Origin of the sequence: Kaistia geumhonensis, from assembly GCF_030815145.1 — a bacterium.
Taxonomy (GTDB): domain Bacteria; phylum Pseudomonadota; class Alphaproteobacteria; order Rhizobiales; family Kaistiaceae; genus Kaistia; species Kaistia geumhonensis.
This window is the reverse complement of sequence record NZ_JAUSWJ010000001.1, coordinates 3,024,652-3,047,184: the sequence shown is the minus strand read 5'-3', so window position 1 is coordinate 3,047,184 and position 22,533 is coordinate 3,024,652. Positions and strand designations below refer to the sequence as shown.

Here is a 22,533-nt window from a genome sequence, read left to right as displayed (position 1 = left end):
ACGAAGGACGCGGATATGGCCGAGCCTGCCGTCGACAGGCCGAATGCGACCGGCGGCATGCCGCCGAAGGATGGAAGCGTCGCCGCCGAGGCCGTGACGGCCGAGTCTCTGGCCGCCGCGCGGATCGAGGCGGCGCTGCTCCGTGCCCGTCTGGCGCTGGTCTGGGAGGCGCTCTGGCCGCGCCTCGTGCCGCTGCTATGCCTCGGCGCGCTGTTCCTCGTCGTCTCCTGGCTCGGTCTCTTCCCGGCGCTCCCCGATTTCCTGCGCTTCGGTCTTGTCGCCCTGTTCGGCGTAGCGGCTCTCCTGCTGCTCGTTCCCCTGCTCCGCATCCGCCTGCCGGACCGCGCCGCCGCCATGGATCGGCTTGTGCGCGAGAGCGGCACACCGCACCGGCCGGCCGCCGCCTTTTCCGACCGGCTTGCCGCGCCGAGCGATGACCCGCTGACGCTGGCTCTGTGGCGGGCGCATCGCGAGCGGCTGCTCGCCGGCCTCGGCCGCCTCAGGGCGGGCTGGCCGTCGCCCGGCATGGCGGCGCGCGATCCCTATGCGCTGCGCTATCTCGTGCCGCTGCTGCTGGTCGTCGCCTGGATGGCGGCGTCAGGCGACCGCGGGCCACGCATCGCCGATGCCTTCCGCCCCGGCATCACGCCGGTGGAGGCCGCTCCGCGCATCGACGCCTGGGTGACGCCGCCGGCCTATACCGGGCGTCCGCCCGTCTTCCTCACCGGCGACGCCGCCCGCGCCGCGTCAGGTGAGGGCCGCGTGACTGTTCCCGAAGGCTCGATCGTCACGATCCGCATGCCCGAGGACGGCACCATGGCCGTCGACGCCACGACGGCGGACGGCAAGCCGATCCCCCTCGAAGTCGCCCGCCCGGCGTTGAAGGGCGCAGCGGCAACGCCGGAAGGACCTGCACAGGGCGAGCGCCGCTTCGCTCTGGCGAGCTCCGCCGCCGTCGAGATCGCCCGCAGCGGCCGGTCGCTGGCGCGGTGGACCTTCGATGTCACGCCCGACAACCCGCCCTCAATCGAACTGACCCGCGAGCCGGGCGCGACCGCCTCCGGCGCACTTTCCCTCGCCTATGCCGTCAAGGACGACTATGGCATCGTCTCGGCGAAAGCGGAGATCACGAGCGCCGAGCCGCAGCCGGCGCGTGATGCGGCGCGGCCGCTGGTCGCGGCTCCCGAGGTTCCGCTGGCCCTGCCGCGCCTCCGCATGCGCGAGGGCAACGGCGAGACCATCCGCGACCTTTCGGCCCATCCCTGGGCCGGTGCCAGGGTGACGATGGTGCTGGTCGCCACCGACGAGGTGGGCCAGACGGGGCGTAGCAAGCCGGTCACGTTCGTGCTTCCGGCGCGCAGCTTCTCCAATCCGATCGCGCGGGCCGTCGTCGAGCAGCGCCGCCTGCTGGCGCTCGACGCCGCTCAGGCTTCCCATGTCGCCGACATGATCGACGCGATCACCATCGACCCCGCAAAATACGAGAATGGCGGCGCCTATCTGTCGCTCCGCGCCGCCTATCACCGTCTGACCGGCGCCCGCAGCGACGAGGACCTCGTCTCGGTCGTCGACTTCCTGTGGGAGATCGCGCTCGGCCTCGAGGACGGCGACATGTCGCTCGCGGCCGAGGACCTGCGGGCGGCGCAGGAGCGGCTGCGCCAGGCGATCGAGAACAACGCCTCCGATGCCGAGCTCGAAAAGGCGATGCAGGAACTGCGCGAGGCGATGAACCGCTATCTCGAGGCGCTCGCCCGCACCGCGCAGCAGAACCCGCAGCCGAACCGCCAGCAGGCGGACCGCAACACGCGGACGCTGACGCAGCAGGACCTGCAGAAGATGATGGACCAGATCGAGAATCTGGCCCGAAGCGGTTCGCGCGAGGCCGCCCAGCAGATGCTCTCCGAGCTCCAGCAGATGATGGAGAACCTGCAGGCGGGCCAGCAGCGTCAGGCGCAGCAGGGTCAGGGCGACCCGATGAACCAGGCGCTCGACAAGCTCGGCGACATGATCCGCCGCCAGCAGGAGCTGATGGACAAGACCTTCAAGCTCGATCCCGACACGGATGGCAGCGGCGCCACCGCGCCCGAGATGACGCCGGAAGAGCGTCAGCAGGCGCTCGACCAGCTTCGTCAGGGCCAGCAGGACCTCGCACAGGCTCTGGAGCAGTTGCAGAAGGACATGCAACAGCAGGGCATGCAGCCCGATGGCAAGCTCGGGCAGGCCGGCCGCTCGATGGAAGGGGCCGCGCGGCAGCTCGGCGAAGGTCAGCCGGGCGCCGCCGTCGGCCGCCAGGGCGAAGCGCTTCAGGCGCTGCGCGAGGGCGCACGCGGCATGGCAGAGCAGATGGCGCGCCAGAACGGCACCGGCACGCGGCAGGGCGCCAACGGCACGATGCCGGGGCAGGACCCGCTCGGCCGCGAGCGCGAGCAGAATGGCCGCGGCACCGATCTCGGCTCTTCGGTCAAGGTTCCCGACGCGATCGACGCCCAGCGGGCGCGTGAGATTCTGGACGCGATCCGCCGTCGCCTCGGCGACGCCGCCCGCCCGCTTCTCGAACGCGACTATCTGGAACGGCTACTGCAGCCCTACTAGGCGACAGCCCTTTCGCGGCCGGCGGCCAGCGCGCCGCCGACGGCGGTGCGGATCTCGGACAGCGAGAACGGCTTCGGCACCACGTCATGCACGATGCGATCGAGGCCGTCGGCGCGCTCGCGCTGGTCGGCGAAGCCGGTCATCAGGAGGATCGTGAGTTCGGGGAACTCAGGCGCCGCTTCCATGGCGAGGGCGATGCCGTCCATCATCGGCATGCGGATGTCGCTGAGGAGCAGATCGAAGGCGCCGCCGACCGCACGCAGCCGGTCGAGCGCGTCGGCGCCGTCCTCGGCGGTATCGATCTGATGGCCGTCCAGCGTCAGCGCCCGCGCGACGAAGGCGCGGACCGAATCGTCGTCTTCCGTGACCAGGATGCGCGCCATGCGCCTCTACTCCTCGACAACACCGACAAAAGGCAGTTCCCGGAAGGCATGCGCCGCATCCATGCCGTAGCCGACGACGAAAAGGTCCGGGCAGACGAAGCCGATATGCTCGGCATCGATGGCGACGGCGCGCTTGCCGGGCTTTTCCAGCAGCACCGCGATGCCGACGCGGCGGGCGCCGCGCTCCTCCATCAGCGAACGCGCAAAGGACAGCGTGCGGCCGGATTCGAGGATGTCGTCAATGAGCAGAACGTCGCGTCCGGCGACGTCGCTCTCGATATCCTTGACGACCCGGACGGAGCCGCTCGACTGGGTGCCGGCGCCGTAGCTCGACAGCGAGATGAACTCGACCTCGGGAGCGAGGCCCGAGTCGTGCAGCGCGCGGATCAGGTCGGCTGCGAAGACGAAGCTGCCCTTCAGGATGGAGATGACGAGCAGATTGTCGTAGCCGCTTGCGGCGATCTCGGCCGCCAGCTCGGCATTGCGGGCCTTGATGGCCGCTTCGTCATAGAGAACTCGGATCGAACGTCCGCGCACGACGGGCATCGGGTCATCCCTTCGTCCCGGGCGAGGCGAAGCTCACCGAGACTTTCCTGGCTTGATCGGGCGGCGAAGCGAGCCGCGTACGGAATTTCTGGCTTTCGCCGGGGGCGAGCCGCGTGAGGGTCGGCTCGGCCTGCCAGCCGCCGACGCGTTCGCCGGAGGCATCGAGAAGCGTCAGCCGAAGCGAGGGCACATCGACCTTTCGGCTCGTGACATTGACGATCGTGCCCTCGACGACGAGGCCGGGAGCCCCGCCCTCGACATCACGTGATGGGTAGATGTCGACGAGGTCGAGGCCGACGACGTTCACCGGCACGCCGACGGCAGCATAGAGGCGGGCGAGGCCCGGCGCGGCGCCGACGAGCGCCGTGCGGCCGAGGACCGCGACCGCCACCACGATGACGAGGAGGGCGAGCGACAGCAGCGTCGGAACGGCCGAACGCCGTTGCCCTGCCTTCTCACCTGCCGCGCCGCGTGCCGACACTCGAGCGTTCCCCGATCCGGACGGCATTCCCTCGCCGCCGCCATCATCATGCATCCGATTCGCTAAGGACAGCCTAGCGAGCGCTCCGCGCCGCCGCGTCTTCGCCTTGATCGGGTGCGATTTCCCGTTTCATCACGTCTTTCATTCCCATGACTGATGGGACGTTCGCAAATCGTTAACGCTGATATCCTCAAGGTCGGATGCGATGGCGGCAGCCGCCCTGGCGGCGGCGCGCCGGCTCCAGCGCGCGGAAAGCCCCGCGCGAGGGTGCAATCAGGGACGCAGCATTGATCCGCTTCGAGAATGTCGGCCTCAGATACGGAATGGGTGCGGAAGTGCTGCGCGACCTCTCCTTCGAGATCGCACCGCGCTCCTTCCAGTTCCTGACCGGTCCTTCGGGCGCCGGCAAGTCGACGCTGCTGCGCCTCCTGTTCATGTCGCTGAAGCCGACGCGCGGCCTCATCCAGATCTTCGACCGCGATGTGGCGACGCTGCCGCGGACGGAGCTGCCGGCGCTTCGCCGCCGCATCGGCGTGGTCTTCCAGGATTTCCGACTGCTCGACCACCTGACCACCTTCGAGAATGTCGCGCTGCCGCTGCGCGTGCTCGGCCGCGACGAGGCGAGCTACCGGGCGGACGTAATCGAGCTGCTGAAATGGGTCGGCCTCGGCGATCGCGTTCAGGCCCTGCCGCCGATCCTCTCGGGCGGCGAGAAGCAGCGCGCGGCGATCGCCCGCGCCCTGATTGGACAGCCCGAGATCCTGCTCGCCGACGAGCCGACCGGCAATGTCGATCCGCCGCTCGCGAAGAGGCTGCTGCGCCTCTTTGTCGAGCTGAACAAGCTCGGCACATCGGTCGTGATCGCCACCCACGACATCGGCCTCATGAACCAGTTCGACGCCCGTCGGCTGGTGCTGCACGAAGGACGGCTGTCGATCTATGAGTGAGCGAAACGCCATCCGCGCCCCCGTGATGGGCGGCCGCCGTTCCACGACGCGCTCCAAGGCGCCGCCGAGCCCGATCGTGCCGGCGGGATCGATCGCGGGACGATCGCTGATGATCGTCGTCGCCATCATGAGCTTTCTCGCCTGCCTGACGCTCGGCGCGGTGACGCTGGTGCGTGACGCCTCGCTCGACTGGCAGTCGGACATCGTGCGCGAGATCACGGTCCAGGTCCGTCCCGTGGACGGGATCGACACCGACGCCGAGGCCGCCAAGGCGGTCGCGATCGCAACGGCGACGACCGGCGTCGCCAGCGCCCGCCAGCTGTCGTCCTGGGAGAACGCGCAGCTGCTCGAGCCCTGGCTCGGCAGCGGTCTCGACATGAGCGACCTGCCGATTCCGCGCCTCATCGTCGTCGAGCTCGCGAGCCCCGATACCGTCGACCTCGCGGCACTGTCCGAGCGGCTCGGCAAGGAAGTGAAGGGGGCGAGCCTCGACGATCACCGCAGCTGGACCGACCGGCTGAAGGCGATGGCCAACGCCACCGTCATCATCGGCTTCTCGATCCTCGCGCTCGTCTTCGTCGCGACCGTGCTCTCGGTCGTGTTCGCGACGCGCGGCGCCATGGCCTCCAATCGGGACATCGTCTCGGTGCTTCACTATGTGGGCGCCGAGGCCGGGTTCATCGCGCGCGAGTTCCAGAGTCACTTCCTGATCCTCGGCCTCAAGGGTGGCCTCTGGGGCGCGGCCGGGGCGACGCTCCTGTTCCTCGTCCTCTCCTTCCTGTTCGGCCGATCGATCGCGACGCCCGAGGGCGATCAGGTCTCGGCCCTGTTCGGCCGCTTTGCCATCGGCCCGACCGGCTATCTCGGCGCGCTCGGCATCGCCATCCTGATCGCCCTGATGACGGCCATCACCTCGCGCCTCACCGTCTTCCGCCACCTCGCGAGCATCGAATGACCGCCTTCGCGCATTGGATGTCGTGCCGGGAGAGCGCCGGAGTTCCGGCCGGTCTCTTGGGCAATGGCCACGATCTGCTAGAATCGCGCGACTCATGACCGACGCCTTGCGCCCTCCCATGGATCTCGGGAGCCGCCGATCCGGCAAGGATCGGGCGGCGGGACCGGCGTCGCGGCCGGCGCAGACGCGCCGCCCGCCGCTCTTTTCGGGCCGCTTCCTGGTCTTCGCGCTCGTCTTCCTCGCCGGGCTCACGCTCTTCGATTTCGTACGCTTCTCGGACGGCGTTGCCCGCCTCGCCCCGCCCGCCGGAATCAAGGCCGAGGGCATCGTCGCACTGACGGGCGGCGCCGCCCGGATCGATGGCGCGCTGGCGCTTCTGGCCGACGGCCGTGGCGAAAGGCTGCTCATTTCCGGCGTGAACCCCGCCGTCGGCCGGCGCGAGATCGCAAAGAAGACGGCCGGCGACCAGATGCGCATCCTCAATGGCGACGTCGATCTCGGCCACGCGGCGCGCGACACGATCGGCAATGCCGACGAAGCCCGCGACTGGGCGATGAAGAACGGTTTTCGCTCGCTCATCATCGTGACGAGCGACTATCACATGCCGCGCAGCATGATCGAACTCGCCGGCGCCATGCCCGACACCGCGCTCATTCCCTATCCGGTCTCCAACCCGCAGCTCGACATGACGCGCTGGTGGCGACACACCGCCTCTCTCAAGCTTCTCATGGCCGAATACGTGAAGTATACGCTGGCGCGGGCGCGGCTCGCCGTCGAGTCGCCGTGGGGGGCAACACCGGCGGCGACGCCGGTCCGGTCCGCCGCGGCCAAGGCGGAGGCCGACGCCCGCTGACGCCGTCCCCTCGACGCCGGAGCAGGCCGTCCGAATGCTGATCGTCCGTTCGTTCCTGTTCCAGGTCGCGTTCTACGCGATCATGGCCGTCATCATCGCCGTCACCCTCCCCTTCTATTTCTTCCTGCCGCATCGGGCCGCGATCGGCGTCGTGAAGCTCTGGACCGGCGCCAGCATGTGGGCGCTGCGCGTCGTCGCCGGCACGCGGATCGAGATCCGTGGCCTCGAAAGGCTGCCGCACGGCGCCGCTCTGATCGCGCCGAAGCACCAGTCCGCTTTCGAGACCATGGCGCTGTTCCCCCTGCTCGACGACCCGACCTTCGTCATGAAGCGGCAGCTGATGATGATCCCGATGTTCGGCTGGTACACCTGGAAGGCCGGCATGATCGCGGTCGACCGGGCCGGCGGCTCCAAGGCGCTCCGCAAGCTCGCCGCCGACAGCCGCGAGGCCGCAGCGGCGGGTCGCCAGATCATCCTCTTCCCGGAAGGAACGCGCCGTCCGGTCGGCGCGCCGCCGGACTACAAGTTCGGCATAATCCACCTCTACCGCGAACTGAAGGTGCCAGTCGTCCCGATTGCGCTCAATGCCGGGCTCTACTGGCCGCGGCGCAGCTTCCTGCGCTATCCGGGCACGATCATCGTCGAGGTTCTGGAGCCGATCCCGCCCGGCCTCGATTCGAAGACCTTCCTCGCCCGCCTCATCGCAGCGATCGAGCCGGCGACCGATCGCCTCGTCACCGAGGCGCTGGCATCGCCGAACCCGCCGCCGGTGCCCGCCGCCACCGCCGGACACGGGGCCTGAAAGGCGTGCCGATCCGCTCAGGCGCTGCGACCGCGCTCGCCCGAGAGTTCGCCCGCCAGCCAGACGAGCAGCTGGTCGTTGATGCCGACGCTGGCGAGATGCTCGGCCGTCGCCAGCACATAATCGCGGTTATGGCCCGAGACGCCGGCACTCTCCCGCACCAGCGCGAGCACAGCGTCGCGGCCGAGCTTGCCGGCATATTGCGGATGGCTGCGGTCGACGACATAGGTCACCGCCCGCACCTCGCCGCCGCCGGCGAGACGGACCGGCCGCGTCACCTCGCGATAGACATTGGTGACGAGCTCGCGTTCGCGCAGATAGGACATCACGGCGTCGCGTTCGGCCTCGAGGATGCGAAAGGCGACGCCGCGGCACGAGCCGCCTTTGTCGAGCCCCAATACGAGCCCAGGCTTCTCGCGCGTGCCCCGATGGACGTAGGACAGGACACAGAGAGCGCGATGCTCGCCGCGAAGACGTGCCGGAACGGCCTCGGCATAGCTGAAGCCCGGCCGCCACATCAGCGAGCCGTAGCCAAACACCCAGAGATCGGACATCGGTGCGAATTCCGCGAAAGGCGCCTCCCGCCTAGCAGCGGAACCACCGGACTGCAACCAGGAGGCCGCCCGTGACCGACCAGTCCAAGACCAGCCCGTCCGGCGCAGGCGGCGCCACGCCGACCGCCCCGAAGGCGCGGGGGCGCCGACGCTTCCGGATCGTCGTCGGCGTCGTGGTCGCGCTTGCCCTGCTGTGGACCGCCGGCTGGTTCGGCCTCAGCCACTATCTGGGCGGCAAGATCGATGCCCTCGAGGCGCGCGCCGCGGCCGAAGGCGCCACGCTCTCCTGCGGCGGGCGGTCGATCGGCGGATTTCCCTTCCGCATCGACGTGACCTGCATGCCCGTCGCGGCGGCCTGCCCCGCCGAGGACGTCTCGATCGACCTCGCCGGCTTCGAGGCGCTCGGCCTCGTCTACAATCCCGGCCATGCGCTCTTCGCGGCCAAGGGCCCGATGACTCTGAAGGGCCCCGGCGGCGCGAGCCTCGACGCCAACTGGACGTCGCTGCAGTCGAGCCTCCGGCTCGGCCTTTCCGGCCTCAAGCGCTATTCGCTGGTCGCGGACGGGCTCGACGCCCGCATCGCCGCGCCGGCGCTCATGGACGGCGCGGTGCCGCTCAGCGCCGAGCATGCCGAGTTGCATCTGATGCCGGAAGACGGCGGGCTGCTGGACATTGCCCTCAGCGTGACGCGGCTCACGGCGGCTCCGCCCGGCCGCCCCTCGCTCCCCGCCATCGATGCCGACATCGCCGCGGCTGTGCCCGAGGCGATGGCGCGGGCTCGGAACGGCGAGGATGCCGCCGCGGCCTGGATCGCTTCCGGCCAGCCGATTCGTATCGATCGCCTGCTGACCACGATCGGCGGCGCCTCGGCCGACATCTCGGGTGCGCTCACGCCCGGCGCCGATGGGCTGCTCAATGGCCGGCTTACCGTGCGGCTCGACCAGATCGAGAAGCTGCCCGACGTCGTCGATGGCCTGAAGCCCGGCAGCGGCGACAAGGCGCGGCAGATGATCGGCCTAGTCTCGGCGCTGCTGAAGCCGGTGACCGTGGACGGCCGGACCTGGCGCGAGGCAACCGTCACCATCGCCTCGGGCCGCGCCTCTCTCGGCTTCATTCCGCTCGGAACACTGCCGCGCATCGGCCCGGCCCCGCTCGAGCCCGTAGCGCCGCCGCCGCCGGCCAGCGCGGAACCCGCACCGACCGGGCCAGTGGCAAGCGCGGAGCCCACCGGGCCTGCTGCCGCCATCGCGCCCGGCGGAGAGACCGCAGGCCGCTCGCTTGGGGAGATGTCCAGTCCCGAACCGGCGATCGAGGCGCCGGCTATGATGGCGCTGAAGCGCTGCGCCGTCTCGTCCTGAGCGAGCGACAGGCCGCGCTCAGCCCTTGAAGGGAACGAGCGGCAGTCCCTTCGCCCCGGTGCCGTGGATGGCGAACAGGCCGCCGGGGTTCTTCTGGCTGGCGAGGATATCGGCCGGGCGGCGCAGCGTCGCGCTCGTGACATAGAGCGTATCGAGCGCCTCGCCGCCGAACTCGCAGCAGGTCGGCAGGTCGACCGGCAGGTCGATCGTCAGCATCAGCCTTCCGTCTGGGTCATAGCGCATGACCTTGCCCTTGAAGGGGACGGTCAGCCAGTAGCAGCCGTCCGCGTCGACGGTGGAGCCATCGACGATGCCGTCCATGAAGGACAGGTCGACGAAGTCGCGCCGGTTGGCCGCTTCGCCGGTGACGGGGTCGAAGTCGAAGGCCCAGACGATCGGGGTGTGGCTGTCGGTGTAGTACATCGTGCGGCTGTCGGGGCTCCAGGCGAGCCCGTTCGAGCAGCCGACGCCCTCGACGACTTTGTGGCAGGAAAGGTCGGTGTCGAGGCGATAGAGCGAGGCGATCGGACGCATCGGCTTGCCGGGCGCCTCAAACATCGAGCCCGACCAGAAGCGTCCCTGCCGGTCCGTCTTGCCGTCGTTGAAGCGCGTATCGTCGATCCCGGTCTCCGGATCGACGATCGGCGTCAGCTGCCCGTTCGCCGGATCGAGGAAATGGAAGCCCGTCTCCATCGTGATGACGAGCCCGCCGGCCTCGCGCACGGCAAGGCAGCCGGGATATTCCGGAAGGGCGACCGTATCGTCCTGCCGCGTCTCGGGATCGAAGCAGTGGACGGTCTTGCCGTAGATGTCGATCCACCACAGCACCTGCTCGTCGACATCCCAATAGGTGCTCTCGCCGAGCAGCGCTCCGGCATCGACGACGCATTCGATCTCGACCATGGAACCCCCGTCCGTCAGGAAGCGGCACCGTCGCCGCGGCGCGCGCGGCGGAAGCTGCCGAGAAAGGCGGCAAGCGACTCGCTGCCGAGCGAGACGGTCACCAGGATCACGACGCCATAGACGACGAGCAAGGCGCCGTTGGAAAGATTGAGCGCGGGCAGGAGGCCGGTCAGGATCGTCAACACAAGCGCGCCGGCGATGGTGCCGATATAGTTGCCGCTGCCGCCGAGGATCGAGGCGCCGCCGATGGCCACCGCCGCGATCGAGGTGAAGAGATAGGGATCGCCCATGCCGAGATAGGCCTGCGCCGTGTAGCCCGTGAGCAGCATGCCGGCCAGCGCTGCGGCGAAGCCGGAGAGCGTATAGGCGGCGACCGTGGTCGCGAGCGTCGGCACGCCGGAAAAGGTCGCGACCGCGGCGCTCGAGCCGACGGCATAGAGATAGCGGCCGAAGGCGCTCCGCGATAGCAGCAGCGTCGCCACCACCGCGATCACGACCCACAGGATCAGGATGACGGGGAAGCCGGCGATGCGGCCGACGGCGAGAAACTGGATGGCCGGCGGCGCCGTCGCGGTCGGCGCGCCGCCCGTGAAGACGAGGATGCCGCCCTGCAGGATGACGTTGACGGCGAGCGTCATGATGATCGGCGGCACGCCGAACAGCGCCACCCCGAGCCCGTTGATCGCGCCGACCAGCGCGCCGGCGACGAGGAGGAGCGGCACGATATAGAGCAGCGGCCCGTTCTGGCCGGCGGCTGCCAGCGTCATGAGCACGGCCGCGGCGTTCAGCACCCAGGGTACCGAGAGATCGATGCCGCCGCCGATGATGACGAAGGTCTGCCCGAGCGCGACGATGCCGATGAAGGCAGCGAGAACCACGGTGCTGCGCAGATGCGCCGCCGAGAGGAAGCCCGGCGCGACCACGCTCGTGAGGAGCAGCAGCAGCAGCATGCCGAGATAGGCGAGCAGGATGGCGCGGTGGCGGCGCAGATTGATCATGTCAGGCTCCGCCGGGCCGAGCGTTCGGCGATCGAGCTGGCGAGAACGGCGATGAGCAGGATGACGCCGGAGACGATCGGCTGCCAGTAGCTGGAGATCGACAGCACGAAGACGAGATTGCCGATGATCGTCAGGATATAGGCGCCGATGATGGTGCCGATGAGCCCACCACGGCCGCCGAACAGGCTGATGCCGCCGATCACCGCCGCCGCGACCGAGGGCAGGATGTAGTCCTTGCCGATGGTCGGCGAGCCGGCGCCGGTCTGTGTCGTCAGATAGAGCGCCGCCATCGCCGCGAAGAGGCCGGACAGGGCATAGGTGGCGATGTTGATGCCGAGCGGGGAAACGCCGGAAAGGAAGGCCGATCGCTCGTTGGAACCTGTAGCGCGGATGGCTATGCCGAGCCGCGTGCGGCGGAACCAGACCCAGAACAGGACGAGCACCGCCAGCAGCCAGACGGCGCTCGAAAGGCCGAGCCAGTTCCCCGAGCCAAACGCCATCCAGAAGGCCGGCAGCCCGCCGCCGTCGATGGGCAGGATGATGAGCGCCGTGCCGGAAAGGATCGACCAGGTGGCCAGCGTCACCAGGAAGGGCTGCAACCTGAGCGCCGTGATGAGGACGCCGTTGACGACCCCGACCAGCGCGCCGATGACGAGGATGATCGCGGTCCAGAGGACGACATGGGCCGGATCGTCGCGAAACTGCGTCGCCGCGAGTACGGTGCCGAGGCTGATCGTGCCGCCGATCGAAAGATCGATGCCGCCGCGGAGGAGCACGATGGTCTGCCCGGTCGCCGCCAGCACCAGCGTCAGCGCCGCCGCGGTGTCGAGATTGAGTTCGTCCAGCGTGAACACGCCTTCGCGGAGGCTCGCATAGATCGCGACGAGCAGGACCAGCATGGCGACCGGGATCAGGATCGGCGCCCGGTCGACCAGCTTCGCCTTCAGCGAGGGAGAGAGATCCGGCATGGCGCGTCTTTCGCGGCGGTCGGCGGCGAGCATCGTCATGCGGCCCTCGGCTCGATCATGGCTGCGCGCAGGATGCCGTGCTCGGAATTGTCGTCGCCTTCGAGCACGGCGGCAAGGCGGCCGTTGCGCAGCACCGCCACACGGTCGGCGACATGCACGAGCTCGGCGAGATCGCTCGAATAGAAGAGGATGGCATAGCCCTCCGCCGCGAGGCGGCGCATCAGCGTGAAGATCTCGCCCTTGGTCCCGACATCAATGCCGCGCGTCGGGTCGTAGAGCAGCAGGATGCGGGCCTCGGTCAGCAGCATCTTGCCGAAGATGACCTTCTGCTGGTTGCCGCCGGAGAGCGTCCCGGCCGGCTGCTCGGGGGAATCCGCCTTGATGCGCAGCGTCCGGATCATCTCCTCGACGAGCGCCTGTTCGCGCCTCGGATCGGTGAGGCCGAAGCGGGTGAACCGCCGGACGACCGAGAGCGTCAGGTTCTCGCGGATGCTCTTCGCCAGCATCAGCCCATGACTGCGGCGATCCTCGGGGACGAGCGCGAGCCCGTCGCGCCCGGACAGCGCGGCGCGTGGCGAACGGATGTCGCGCGGCTTGCCCCAGAGCGTGACGGAGCCCTCGGCGCGGCCGAGGCCGAACAGCGCCTGGAACAGCTCACGCTGGCCATGTCCTTGAAGGCCTGCGACGCCGAGTACCTCGCCTTCCTTGAGGTCGAGATCGATGCCGGAGAGCTTGGACCCGGCCCCGAATCCCTTGAGGCCGAGCGCGACGCGGCCCGTCGATGTGGCGACGCGCGGAGGGTAGAGGCGGTCCATCCGGCGTCCGAGCATGTCGGCGATGATGGTCTCGTCGTCCACGGCCTGCGTCTCGTAGGCCGCGACCGTCTCGCCGTTGCGGAAAACGGTGATGCGGTCGGCGATCGCCCGCACCTCGCCGAGCCGGTGCGAGATATAGATGACGAGCGTGCCGGCGGCGGCGACGCTCCGCGCGAGGCCGAGCAGCCATTCGGTTTCCGCCGGGGGCAGCGCCGAGGTCGCCTCGTCGAGAATCAGCACGCGCGGATCGCGCGACAGCGCCTTGCCGATCTCGACCACCTGCCGCTCGGCAAGCGTCAGGCGGCGGACCTCGCGATCCGGCCGGATATCGGGAAAGCGGTAGCGCGCGAAGAGTTCGGCCGTGGCGGCGTTCAGAGTTGACGCGCGCACGGTGCCGAGCGGCGAGAGCGGCTCGTGGCGGAACCAGACATTCTCGGCCACCGTCAGGTCGGGGATCAGCGAGAGTTCCTGGAAGACCGCGGCGACGCCGGCGGCCTGCGCCGCTTCCGGGCTGCGCGGCCGATAGGCCTGGCCGCCGAGCGTGATCGTGCCGGAATCGGCCCTCACCGCGCCGGCGAGGATCTGGATGAAGGTGCTCTTGCCCGCGCCGTTCTCGCCGAGCAGGGCATGCACCTCGCCCGCCCGCGCCGAAAGATCGGCCCGGCCGAGCGCGACGATGCCGCCATAGCGCTTGACGACCGCGGTCGCCTCCAGGAAATCGGTCATGAATCCGCCGGCTCAGGGGCGCCGCGAGAGAGGCGCATCGTTGCGAAAGGGCGCCGCCCGGCCCGACGAGGACTGCGGGCGGCGCGATCGCGCGGGCGGCTCAGCCGCCGGCCGCTTCCTCGGCCGTGATCTCGACCCACTCGGGCGTGATCGGCAGCGTCAGGCCCGGCGGACGGTCCGGCCAGGCATTCTTGCCGATCTCGATCTTCTGGATGACGGCGTCGGGATAGAGCGTCGACGTCCACTCCCCGCCATTCGTGGCGAGGAAGTCGCCGTTGACGAGGATGTGGCGGTCGGCCGGCTTCGGCTTGCCGTCGAGGATGTCGACCGCGAGCTTGATCGCCTCTGACGAGAGATAGGCCGGGTTGGAGCCGAGGATGCAGGCGGCGCCTTCGGTCTGGGCGCAGGTCGTCGCAGCGACATTGTAGGAGAAGGCGGTGACCGGCACGATCTTGCGACCGGCATCCTGCAGCGCCTTGATCGCACCGCTGCCATAACCCTGGGTCAGGATGCCGTCGACTTCGGGATGTGCGGCGAGCAGCGAGGCGACGCCGGCCTGCTCCGGCCCGAGCGCATATTCGCCGTTGTAGTTTCCGATCACCTCGATGCCCGGATATTTCGCCAGAACATCGAGATAGCCCTTCTCGAGCTGGGCCGAGATCGGCGCGCCGGCGAGACCGCGGTCGACGAAGACCTTGCCCTTGCCGTTCAGCTGGCTCGCCATCCATTCCGCGAGCACGGCCGGGATGCGGGTCCAGTCGGATTCGAGCGCATAGGCGCAGGGCTCGCTCACCACCTGGTCGAAGGAGATGACGACGATACCGGCGTCGCAGGCCTTCTTGATGGTGGGGTTGAGCGCCTCGGCCGAGGCCGCGTCGATCAGGATCGCGTCCGGCTTGGAGCGGATGATATTGTTCAGCGAGTTGATCTGCGCCTGGACCGTGCCTTCGACATTCTCGATCTTGAGATCGACGCGTCCGGCGAGCGGCCCCTTCTTCACCGAGACCTCGGCGACGCGCTCCATCTGCTGGCGCCAGTCATTGCCGACGAAATTGTTGGAGAGATAGATCTTGTAGGGCTTGCCCTCGGCCATGGCAGGCGGGGCGGCGGCGAGCGCCGCCGTCGCAGTCGCCAGGGCGACAAGCGTGGCTTTCAGTTTCACGGCGTTCCTCCCTCGAGAGCGTTCCTCGACAATGCGGGCGCTTCTTGTGGGCACCTCGCATGATAACGGTACCATCATCGCCACGGCGTGCAAGCCCGGCTTTGTCGGCGGCGGCAATCGACGTCGTCCGCACGCCACAAGATAATGCTATTATAATCTTATGAGACTGTCCAGCGAACCGCTAGACGAGGTCGTTCGGAGCATCATAGGAAAGGCTGAACAGGTCGGCCCGATTGCGGTTGATGGTGAGTTCCACGGGATCGCCGGCTTCTGAGAGATAGAGCATCTCGATGACGAGGATCGGGCCTCCGACGACATAGTCGAGCGCCTTGGCAAGGCTCTCGTCGGCGACATCGGCGCGGACCGTGATCCGGGCGCCGGAGAGCTTGATGCCGAGATGGCGCTGCACCGAGCGGAAGACGACGACATCGTCGAAATCGGAGCGCTTCATACGCGCGCCGATCTCGGGCGGGAAATAGAAGGTCGTCAGCCCGGTTGGCACATTCTCCATGTGGAGCGTCGCGCGGAGGCAGTAGAGCGCCTCGTCGGAGTCGAGGCCGAGCGCCGCGCTGGCCGCCGCCGAGCGCTCCTTGCGATAGCTGTGAATGTCGAGCCGCCGGTCGCGGGTCGAGGCCGCGATCTCGGCGAAGCTCTGGAAGCCGAAGCTGCGCTTGCGGCCCTCCTGCGGCCCCGCCACCACCGCCGGCTTGGCGGCGCGCTTCTTGATGAGGCCCTCGTTCTCGAGGTCGCGCAGCGCCTGGCGGACCGTGATGAGGCTGATGCCGAAGCGCTCGGCGAGATCGGCCTCGCGCGGCAGCGACATGCCGGCCACGATCGTGCCCTCGGCGATGGGTGCGCGCAGGATGGCCGCGAGCTGCCGGTAGAGGGGTCCGTCATCGCGCGACAGTGCCCGCGGCGGGAAAAGCTCCAGCACCGCTCCGCCCTGCGCGTCCTCGGCGGCGCCGGCGCCTGATCGGGCGCCGTCCCTGCCGCTCTCCTCACGGTCGTTCACACGCACGTCCGCCACCCGTCTTCACCATTTCCTGCGAAACTAACGGAAACCGCCGTGCGCCGCCAATCGCGGTGACAGCCGCCGATCATCATTATAGTATCATAATAGTGAGAGCTTTTGGGGGAGGCTTCGACGATGCGCTGCGATCTTTCCGGCAGGGTGGCCTTCGTGACCGGCGCCGCCGGCGGCATCGGTCGCGCGATCGTCGATCGCCTGGCCGCCAACGGCGCCGCGATCGTCGTCGCCGATGTCGATGGCGAGGGAGCGGCGCGCGTCGCCGCCGGTCTGCCCGACGCGATCGCCGTCGAGGTCGACATCCGTAACGAGGCGGCGGTCGCCGCCGCCGTCGAGCAGACGACCAGGGCCTATGGCCGACTCGACATCCTCGTCAACAATGCCGGCGTCAATACACTCGCGCACCGCGTCGGCATCGATCAGTTTCCCGTCGAGGAATGGCACCGCATCGTCGGCGTCGATCTCGATGGATTGTTCCTGATGAGCCGCGCGGCGCTGCAGCCGATGATCGCGGGCGGTCGGGGCGGCAGGATCGTCAACATCGCGTCCGTGGTCGGCCTCGCCGCGATGCGCCTGCAGAGCCCGTTCGTCGCTGCCAAGGCCGGCATCATCCATCTGACGCGATCGATGGCGCTGGAGCTGGCGCCGCATGGCATTCTCACCAATGCGATCGCCCCGGGATCGATCATGACCGAAGTGACCCGCAAGCTCTTCTATGGCGAGGAAGGCAGCTTCCACGCCCGGACCGAGGCGTTCATGCGCCATATCCCCCTCGGGCGACCGGGCGCGCCTGAAGAGATCGCCGAAGCGGTCCTGTTTTTGGCCGCGCCCGAAGCGAGCTACGTCAACGGCCAGGTGCTCGCCGTCGATGGCGGCTGGACGGCCGGCTTCATGATGTGATCGCCGGTCGGGCGGCGGCGCTCGACTATACCAGCAGGCGGAGCGGCGCCTCGGCGAGCGCACGGATCTCGGAGAGCACTGCCGCCGCCTCCGCCGTAGGGATCGCCTCCTCGTCATGGACGAGCAGCAGGTCGGCCCAGGTCCCGTCGATGACGGCGATCAGCCGCAGCACGGCCGATGACGGCAGCGCCGCGCCGACCGGACGGATGCCGGCCGCCTCAACGATCTCGACGATCATCGCGGCATCGGCTTCCGTACCATCCGCATGCCGGGCCGCAATCGCGCGGGGAGAAAGGCCGCCCGCGTCCTCGACGAGGCTGGCCCTGCCGGCCCGATCGCGCAGCAGGAGGACCCGACCTAAGTTCCCTGCGCCGCGCGCCGCAGCCTTGGCGAGGAAGGGTTCGGTCGCGAGCTCCGTTCCCGAGGCAGCGATCAGCGTGGCGAGAGCCGAGAGATCGACGCTTGCCTGGAAAGCCCCGACGGCGCGCGTCGCGGCCGGAACGGGCGTCGCAGGCGCGGGTGGCGGCGAGACCAGCACTTCGGCCACGTTCGGCGCAGCCGGTTTGGGCACGAAGGCGAGGATATCGGCGGCGACGATGCGGCCATGTGGCCCGCTGCCGCCGATCTCGACGAGAGCGAGGCCGCGCTCGCGCGCCAGCCGCCGCGCATAGGGCGTCGCAGGGGTCCGCCGGGGAGCGTTCATGCTCAGCCCACCCTGACGCTGCCGATGCGCCCGCCCATCGGGACGACGGCGCCGGCATCCTGCTCGATCGGCCCGAGCCTGCCCGCGACCGGCGCCTCGATCTCGACCACCGCCTTGTCCGTCTCGATCTCGGCCACGACCTCGCCGGCGGCGACGCTGTCGCCTTCCGCTTTCAGCCAACGCACGAGACGACCCTCACTCACGGTGAGATCGCCGAACGGCATGGTGATCGGCTCGCCGTCTCCGGCGCCACCGGACTGCGGCGCGACAGCAAGTGGCGGCCTCGCCTGGGGTGGCGGCGCGGAAGGAGGAGGAGGCGTTGCCGCCGCAGGCGCGGTGCTGCGGCCCCCGAGTGCGCGCCAATGGCGCGGCACCGGCGCCTCGCCGGCAATCACCGAACGGATGGCGGCGACGAGCTTCGGCGTATCGACCAGCATGGCCCGCTCGAGGGCAGGCGCGAGCGGATGCGGCTGCGGGTCGCTGTGCAGCCGCGCCACCGGCCCGTCGAGATCGTCATAGGCGAGTTCGTTCATGGCCTGCGCCAGTTCGGCACCGACGCCGAACGCGCCCCAGCCCTCGTCGGCGACCAGAAGCCGATGCGTCTTGCGCACGCTCGCCGCCACCGTCTCGACATCGAGCGGCATGATGGTCCGCAGATCGATGACCTCAACCTCGACGCCCTCGGTGGCCAGTTGCTCGGCTGCCTCGAGCGCGCGATGGACGATCTGCCCGGCGGCGGCGATGGTGATATCGCGTCCGCTCCGCGCGATGCGGGCGAGGCCGAACGGAACCAGATGATCGCCGACCGGCACTTCGCCCTTGCTGGCGAACAGCGCCTTCGATTCCAGCATCAGCACCGGATCGCCGGCCCGGAGCGCCGTCTTCATCAATCCCTTGGCATCGGCCGGCGTTGAAGGCAGCGCGACGATCAGGCCGGGAATATGCGCCCAGGACGGATGATAGACGCCGGAGTGATGCGGGCCGGCGCTGCGCACCGTGCCGGCGCCGACGCGGACCACGAGCGGCGCATTCATCTGCCCGTTCGACATGTAGCGAAGCTTCGAGGCCTGCAGCACGATCTGCCCCGCCGCCTCGAACAGGAAGTCGGCGAACATCAGGTCGGCGATGACCCGCGTCCCCGTCGCCGAGGCGCCGATGGCAGCGGCGGTGAAGCCCTGCTCCGAGATCGGCGTATCGACCATCCGCTCGCCGCCGAATTCGGCGAAGAGGTTCTTCGTATGCGCGAAGGTGCCGCCCCGCTCGCCGGTGCCTTCGCCGAAATAAAGGATGCGCGTGTCGCGGCGCATCTCCTCGGCGATGCCGTCGCGGACGGCGTCGAGCCAGCTCTGCGTGACCGTCACCGACGGCGCCGCCTGGACGAGCGCGTCCGGCGGATTGATCGGCTCGGCGAAGACATGCAGCGAGGAGGTCGCGGCGTCCGGCTCGGGCGACTGCCGCGCGAAGGCGAGCGCGTCCTGCACCACCCTCTCGACCCGGGCATCGATCGCGGCGAGTTCGTCGTCGGTGGCGCAGGCGAAACCGCCGGTGAGGCGGGCGCGGAAGGTGGCGATCGGATCGCGCGCCGCCCAGGCATCCACCTCTGCCTGCGTCCGGTAGGTTCCCGTCACCGGGTCGCCTTCGTGATGGCCGACGGTGCGATAGGTCTTGGCCTCGATGAGCGTCGGACCATCGCCGGAGCGCGCGCGCCGGATGGCCTCGGCCATGACCTGCCAGACGGCGACGACATCGTTGCCGTCGACGGCGACGCCCGGGATGCCATAGGCGGCGGCCTTGGTCGCGATCTCCGTGTTGAGCGTCGCGGCGGCGAGCGGCGTCGCGGTGGCGTAGAGATTGTTCTCGCAGATGAAGACCGCAGGCGCCCGCTGGATGCCGGCGAAATTGAGCGACTCGTGGAAGCCGCCGTGATTGACGGCGCCATCGCCGAAAAAGGCGACGCCGACGCCGTCGGTTCCCTGCACGCGGGCGCTGATGCCGGCGCCGACCGCATGGCCGATGCCCGCGGCGACGATGCCGTTGGTACCGAAGAGGCCGACCGAGCGATCATAGAGATGCATCGTGCCGCCGCGCCCCCCGCAGCAGCCATCACGCTTGCCGAACAGCTCGGCCATCAGGATGTTGGGATCCATGCCCTTGGCGAGCGCATGGCCATGGCCGCGATGGGTGGAGGTGATCCAGTCGGTCGGCCGCAGATGGGCGCAGACGCCCACGGCGGTCGCCTCCTCGCCGATATAGAGATGCAGGAAGCCGGGCGTCTCGCCCTTGCGGCAGGCGACCTGCGCGACGCTTTCGAAGCGGCGAAGCAGCACCATGCGCTCGTAGAGATCGATCAATGCGGCGGCCGCGAGCCCGGCCGGCAGATTGCCCGCCCGCGTGGCGGCCGCGCGGCGTCCCGATGCCGGTGCGCTCATCTCTCTCCTCCCTCGGAGCCCTGCGGCGCAGCGATGGTCTGCGCTCAAGAATTATAATAGCATGATGTTATGTTACCCGCGGACGGCTTGCCAAGTCCGATTCGCCCGGAAATGCGAATTGCCTGCCGCCCGCTCTTGTCGCCGGTCGCTATCCGGCCTTTCATCACCCTCGGGAGGACGGCAATGCGGATCGATCTCGAAGGCGGGCGCGTCGTGATCGGCGGCTTTCGCCATGCGCTGGCGGAAGCGGCGGCCGCGGCCCTCGCGCAGAACGGCGCCACGGTCGCGTTCGGCGGCGAGAGCGAAGCCGACATCCTCGTCGTCGCGCATCCGCTCGATCTCGACGCGGCCTACCGGCCCGATGAACTGATTGCGCTCGCCGAGACGGCCGCCGACGCCATGATGGCGCGCGGCCGGGGACGAATCCTGCATCTCGTTCCGGCGGTGGCGGTGCTGGCCATGCGCCGCCATGCGGCGGCCGGTCCGGCGCTCGCCGCCGTCGTCGCCGCGATGCGCGGGCTCGCCATGCGCGCCGCGCCGACGGTGCTGGTGAACGCGCTCGCGACGGGATGGATCGGGGACGGCGCCTCGGGCGATCCGGCGATGGGGACGCATGTGCCGCTCGGCCGGCCCGGCCGGATCGAAGAAGCGATCGCCGGGCTGCTCTTCCTCGCCGATCCGATGAACACCTATACGACCGGCCAGGTACTGGCCGTGGACGGCGGCTGGACGGCCGGCTATGGCCGCGATTTCTGAGGGGGATGGAATGATCGAGCTTGCCCATGGCGGGGTTTCGCTGGGCCTCGTGCCGGAACTGGGCGGGAGCATCGCCTTTTTCCGCATCGAGGGCCGCGACGCGATGCGGCCGCTGTCGGCCGAGGACGCCGCCGCGGGCAATGTGCTCGGTGTCGCCAGCTTTCCGATGATCCCCTATGCCAACCGGATCGACGGCAACGCCTTCACCTTCGAGGGCCGGACCTACCGCGTCGCGCCCAACAACGGCGCCGAGCCGTTCAACGTCCACGGCAGCGGCTGGAAGAGCGCCTGGACGATCGAGGAAGCGACCGCGACGAGCGTTGTGCTCGTGCTCGATCACGACGGGGGCACCGAGGACCCCTACACCTACCGCGCCGTGCAGCGTTTCGCGCTCGCGGACGGCGCCCTGTCGCTGACGACCAGCATCGAGAACCGCGGGGCGGCGCGCATGCCCTTCGGCTTCGGACACCATCCCTGGTTTCCGCGCGATGCGGACGTCACCCTCAGGTTCCGCGCCCGCGACTTCTGGCTCGAGGGACCGTTCGGCGTGGTGAGCGACCGCATCAGCGTGGCGCCCGAGCTCGACTTCTCGGAGCATCGACCGCTGCCCGAGGGCTGGCGCAACAACGATTACGGCCGCTGGGACGGGCGCGCCGAACTGCGTTTCCCGGCACGCGGAGTCGGCCTCGCGATCGAAGCCGGCCCGCTCTACGAGAATCTCATGTTCTATGCAGATCCGAAGCGCGACGTCTTCTGCCTGGAGCCGCAAACCAACGCCTCCTGCGCCCTCAACAGGACGGAGCCCGATCTCGGCGTCATCGTCCTCGGACCCGGCGAGAGCATGCAGGAGCGGGTCGCTTTCAGGCCATTCCTGATCTGAAGCGTTCAGAGCACCAATGCCGTCAGCCCGCCATCGACGACAAAGCCGCTTCCCGTGACGAAGGACGCGTCGTCGGAGATGAGGAAGCCGATGGCGCGGGCGATCTCCTCGGGGTCGGCGATGCGCGGGGCGCGGTTCTTCTCGAAGGAGAGGCCGATCGCCTCGGCGCCGCCGGCGGCCTGGAGCCCGTCCAGCGTCATGCGCGTGGCCACCGAGCCGACGATCACCGCGTTCACGCGGATGCGGTCGACGGCATAGTCGAGCGCCATCTGCCGCGACAGGCCGAGCACGCCGGCCTTGGACGCCGCATAGGCCGGCACGCCGGGCACCGTCGCCAGCGCATGCACCGAGGAGATGTTGACGACCGAGCCGCCGCCGGCCGCGCGAATGTATGGCAGCACCGCCCGGCAGACGCGGAAGATCGCGGTCAGGTTGACGGCGATGGTGCGGTCCCAGTCGGCATCGGAGAGGTCCTCGAGACGCTTGCCGGTCTCGTAGATGCCGGCGGCGTTGACCACCGCGTCGATGCGGCCGAACGCGTCGATCGCCGCGGCGACGCCGGAACGCACGGCCGCTTCGTCGGTGAGGTCCGCCTCGCGGAAGCGGAAGGCGAGACCGGCGGCGGCGGCGCGCGCTTCGAATGCACGGCCCTCCGCGCCGTCGAGGCCGATTCCGAACACCGAGGCCCCGCCGGCGGCCAGATGCTGCGCCGTGGCACGGCCGATGCCGGTCGCCGCGCCAGTAACGAGCACCGACCGCCCCCCGAAACGCCCCTCGGCAAGACGCCCGCTCATG

Annotated in this window: 22 protein-coding genes; 9 read left to right on the top strand and 13 right to left on the bottom strand. The window is 69.3% G+C overall.

Going from position 1 to position 22,533, the window contains the following annotated elements; translation table 11 throughout:
- The first annotated feature begins 15 nt into the window (after positions 1–15).
- Positions 16–2,592, top strand: a complete 2,577-nt coding sequence (locus QO015_RS14455) for a TIGR02302 family protein (RefSeq protein ID WP_266278571.1) — start codon at positions 16–18, stop codon at positions 2,590–2,592.
- On the opposite strand, the gene QO015_RS14450 is transcribed toward QO015_RS14455, so the two are convergent.
- From QO015_RS14450 to QO015_RS14440, 3 genes are read right to left on the bottom strand one after another with little or no spacing between them, the layout of a single operon-like run.
- A complete protein-coding gene (locus tag QO015_RS14450) occupies positions 2,589–2,975 on the bottom strand; it encodes a response regulator (protein WP_266278572.1) in 387 nt (128 codons plus the stop codon). The two genes, QO015_RS14455 and QO015_RS14450, sit on opposite strands and share 4 nt — an antisense overlap.
- A 6-nt stretch (positions 2,976–2,981) precedes the next feature.
- The gene (hpt, locus tag QO015_RS14445) at positions 2,982–3,521 is read right to left on the bottom strand and encodes a hypoxanthine phosphoribosyltransferase (protein ID WP_266278573.1); all 540 of its coding nucleotides are present in this window, start codon (positions 3,519–3,521) and stop codon (positions 2,982–2,984) included.
- A gap of 4 nt (positions 3,522–3,525) precedes the next feature.
- On the bottom strand, positions 3,526–4,002 hold the full coding sequence (locus tag QO015_RS14440) for an FxLYD domain-containing protein (protein WP_266278574.1): 477 nt from the start codon (positions 4,000–4,002) through the stop codon (positions 3,526–3,528).
- Between the two features lie 287 nt (positions 4,003–4,289).
- On the opposite strand from QO015_RS14440, the gene ftsE reads away from it, so the two are divergent.
- The 4 genes from ftsE (at position 4,290) to QO015_RS14420 (ending at position 7,559) form a co-directional block, all read left to right on the top strand.
- A complete protein-coding gene (gene ftsE / locus QO015_RS14435) occupies positions 4,290–4,949 on the top strand; it encodes a cell division ATP-binding protein FtsE (protein WP_266278575.1) in 660 nt (219 codons plus the stop codon).
- Positions 4,942–5,904, top strand: coding sequence for a cell division protein FtsX (locus tag QO015_RS14430; protein ID WP_266278576.1), 963 nt, complete (start codon positions 4,942–4,944; stop codon positions 5,902–5,904). The genes ftsE and QO015_RS14430 overlap by 8 nt, the downstream gene beginning before the upstream one ends.
- A 118-nt stretch (positions 5,905–6,022) precedes the next feature.
- Positions 6,023–6,757, top strand: a complete 735-nt coding sequence (locus tag QO015_RS14425; protein ID WP_266278577.1) for a YdcF family protein — start codon at positions 6,023–6,025, stop codon at positions 6,755–6,757.
- Positions 6,758–6,791: 34 nt separating this feature from the next.
- The gene (locus QO015_RS14420; protein WP_266278578.1) at positions 6,792–7,559 is read left to right on the top strand and encodes a lysophospholipid acyltransferase family protein; all 768 of its coding nucleotides are present in this window, start codon (positions 6,792–6,794) and stop codon (positions 7,557–7,559) included.
- A 17-nt stretch (positions 7,560–7,576) separates the two neighbouring features.
- Here the strand turns inward: QO015_RS14420 and QO015_RS14415 are convergent, their stop codons facing one another.
- Positions 7,577–8,113: a gamma-glutamylcyclotransferase gene (locus QO015_RS14415; protein ID WP_266278579.1), complete on the bottom strand. Its 537-nt coding sequence runs from the start codon at positions 8,111–8,113 to the stop codon at positions 7,577–7,579.
- Between the two features lie 71 nt (positions 8,114–8,184).
- Between QO015_RS14415 and QO015_RS14410 the strand changes: the two genes are divergently transcribed.
- Positions 8,185–9,471, top strand: coding sequence for a DUF2125 domain-containing protein (locus QO015_RS14410; protein WP_266278580.1), 1,287 nt, complete (start codon positions 8,185–8,187; stop codon positions 9,469–9,471).
- A gap of 18 nt (positions 9,472–9,489) precedes the next feature.
- Here the strand turns inward: QO015_RS14410 and QO015_RS14405 are convergent, their stop codons facing one another.
- The 6 genes from QO015_RS14405 to QO015_RS14380 form a co-directional block, all read right to left on the bottom strand.
- A complete protein-coding gene (locus tag QO015_RS14405) occupies positions 9,490–10,374 on the bottom strand; it encodes an SMP-30/gluconolactonase/LRE family protein (protein WP_266278581.1) in 885 nt (294 codons plus the stop codon).
- Positions 10,375–10,388: 14 nt separating this feature from the next.
- On the bottom strand, positions 10,389–11,372 hold the full coding sequence (locus QO015_RS14400) for an ABC transporter permease (protein ID WP_266278582.1): 984 nt from the start codon (positions 11,370–11,372) through the stop codon (positions 10,389–10,391).
- Complete coding sequence (locus tag QO015_RS14395) at positions 11,369–12,379, bottom strand: ABC transporter permease (RefSeq protein ID WP_266278583.1); 1,011 nt, start codon at positions 12,377–12,379, stop codon at positions 11,369–11,371. The genes QO015_RS14400 and QO015_RS14395 overlap by 4 nt, the downstream gene beginning before the upstream one ends.
- Positions 12,376–13,881: a sugar ABC transporter ATP-binding protein gene (locus QO015_RS14390; protein WP_266278584.1), complete on the bottom strand. Its 1,506-nt coding sequence runs from the start codon at positions 13,879–13,881 to the stop codon at positions 12,376–12,378. The genes QO015_RS14395 and QO015_RS14390 overlap by 4 nt, the downstream gene beginning before the upstream one ends.
- Positions 13,882–13,981: 100 nt before the next feature.
- Positions 13,982–15,043 carry a substrate-binding domain-containing protein gene (locus QO015_RS14385; protein ID WP_266278585.1) on the bottom strand — a complete coding sequence of 354 codons (1,062 nt, stop codon included), beginning with the start codon at positions 15,041–15,043 and terminating at the stop codon, positions 13,982–13,984.
- A 181-nt stretch (positions 15,044–15,224) separates the two neighbouring features.
- Positions 15,225–16,055: a GntR family transcriptional regulator gene (locus QO015_RS14380; RefSeq protein ID WP_266278586.1), complete on the bottom strand. Its 831-nt coding sequence runs from the start codon at positions 16,053–16,055 to the stop codon at positions 15,225–15,227.
- Positions 16,056–16,190: 135 nt separating this feature from the next.
- Here QO015_RS14380 and QO015_RS14375 point away from each other — a divergent pair, with 135 nt between their 5' ends.
- Positions 16,191–16,970: an SDR family NAD(P)-dependent oxidoreductase gene (locus QO015_RS14375; protein ID WP_266278587.1), complete on the top strand. Its 780-nt coding sequence runs from the start codon at positions 16,191–16,193 to the stop codon at positions 16,968–16,970.
- Between the two features lie 25 nt (positions 16,971–16,995).
- Here the strand turns inward: QO015_RS14375 and QO015_RS14370 are convergent, their stop codons facing one another.
- Both QO015_RS14370 and QO015_RS14365 read right to left on the bottom strand, forming a co-directional pair.
- Positions 16,996–17,673, bottom strand: coding sequence for an E3 binding domain-containing protein (locus QO015_RS14370; protein WP_266278588.1), 678 nt, complete (start codon positions 17,671–17,673; stop codon positions 16,996–16,998).
- Between the two features lie 2 nt (positions 17,674–17,675).
- Positions 17,676–20,102, bottom strand: coding sequence for a thiamine pyrophosphate-dependent enzyme (locus QO015_RS14365; RefSeq protein ID WP_266278589.1), 2,427 nt, complete (start codon positions 20,100–20,102; stop codon positions 17,676–17,678).
- A 183-nt stretch (positions 20,103–20,285) separates the two neighbouring features.
- Here QO015_RS14365 and QO015_RS14360 point away from each other — a divergent pair, with 183 nt between their 5' ends.
- Together QO015_RS14360 and QO015_RS14355 are read left to right on the top strand one after the other, a co-directional pair.
- Complete coding sequence (locus QO015_RS14360) at positions 20,286–20,858, top strand: SDR family oxidoreductase (RefSeq protein WP_266278590.1); 573 nt, start codon at positions 20,286–20,288, stop codon at positions 20,856–20,858.
- A 10-nt stretch (positions 20,859–20,868) separates the two neighbouring features.
- Complete coding sequence (locus tag QO015_RS14355) at positions 20,869–21,738, top strand: aldose 1-epimerase (RefSeq protein WP_266278591.1); 870 nt, start codon at positions 20,869–20,871, stop codon at positions 21,736–21,738.
- A 5-nt stretch (positions 21,739–21,743) separates the two neighbouring features.
- Here QO015_RS14355 and QO015_RS14350 read toward each other — a convergent pair whose 3' ends face one another.
- Complete coding sequence (locus QO015_RS14350; RefSeq protein WP_266278592.1) at positions 21,744–22,532, bottom strand: SDR family NAD(P)-dependent oxidoreductase; 789 nt, start codon at positions 22,530–22,532, stop codon at positions 21,744–21,746.
- Position 22,533: the final 1 nt, after the last annotated feature.

Coding starts and splice junctions, on each gene's coding strand:
- QO015_RS14455 (WP_266278571.1), top strand. CDS start 16: ATGGCCGAGCCTGCCGTCGACAGGCCGAATGCGACCGGCGGCATGCCG.
- QO015_RS14450 (WP_266278572.1), bottom strand. CDS start 2,975: ATGGCGCGCATCCTGGTCACGGAAGACGACGATTCGGTCCGCGCCTTC.
- hpt (WP_266278573.1), bottom strand. CDS start 3,521: ATGCCCGTCGTGCGCGGACGTTCGATCCGAGTTCTCTATGACGAAGCG.
- QO015_RS14430 (WP_266278576.1), top strand. CDS start 4,942: ATGAGTGAGCGAAACGCCATCCGCGCCCCCGTGATGGGCGGCCGCCGT.
- QO015_RS14425 (WP_266278577.1), top strand. CDS start 6,023: ATGGATCTCGGGAGCCGCCGATCCGGCAAGGATCGGGCGGCGGGACCG.
- QO015_RS14420 (WP_266278578.1), top strand. CDS start 6,792: ATGCTGATCGTCCGTTCGTTCCTGTTCCAGGTCGCGTTCTACGCGATC.
- QO015_RS14415 (WP_266278579.1), bottom strand. CDS start 8,113: ATGTCCGATCTCTGGGTGTTTGGCTACGGCTCGCTGATGTGGCGGCCG.
- QO015_RS14405 (WP_266278581.1), bottom strand. CDS start 10,374: ATGGTCGAGATCGAATGCGTCGTCGATGCCGGAGCGCTGCTCGGCGAG.
- QO015_RS14400 (WP_266278582.1), bottom strand. CDS start 11,372: ATGATCAATCTGCGCCGCCACCGCGCCATCCTGCTCGCCTATCTCGGC.
- QO015_RS14395 (WP_266278583.1), bottom strand. CDS start 12,379: ATGACGATGCTCGCCGCCGACCGCCGCGAAAGACGCGCCATGCCGGAT.
- QO015_RS14390 (WP_266278584.1), bottom strand. CDS start 13,881: ATGACCGATTTCCTGGAGGCGACCGCGGTCGTCAAGCGCTATGGCGGC.
- QO015_RS14375 (WP_266278587.1), top strand. CDS start 16,191: ATGCGCTGCGATCTTTCCGGCAGGGTGGCCTTCGTGACCGGCGCCGCC.
- QO015_RS14370 (WP_266278588.1), bottom strand. CDS start 17,673: ATGAACGCTCCCCGGCGGACCCCTGCGACGCCCTATGCGCGGCGGCTG.
- QO015_RS14365 (WP_266278589.1), bottom strand. CDS start 20,102: ATGAGCGCACCGGCATCGGGACGCCGCGCGGCCGCCACGCGGGCGGGC.
- QO015_RS14360 (WP_266278590.1), top strand. CDS start 20,286: ATGCGGATCGATCTCGAAGGCGGGCGCGTCGTGATCGGCGGCTTTCGC.
- QO015_RS14355 (WP_266278591.1), top strand. CDS start 20,869: ATGATCGAGCTTGCCCATGGCGGGGTTTCGCTGGGCCTCGTGCCGGAA.
- QO015_RS14350 (WP_266278592.1), bottom strand. CDS start 22,532: ATGAGCGGGCGTCTTGCCGAGGGGCGTTTCGGGGGGCGGTCGGTGCTC.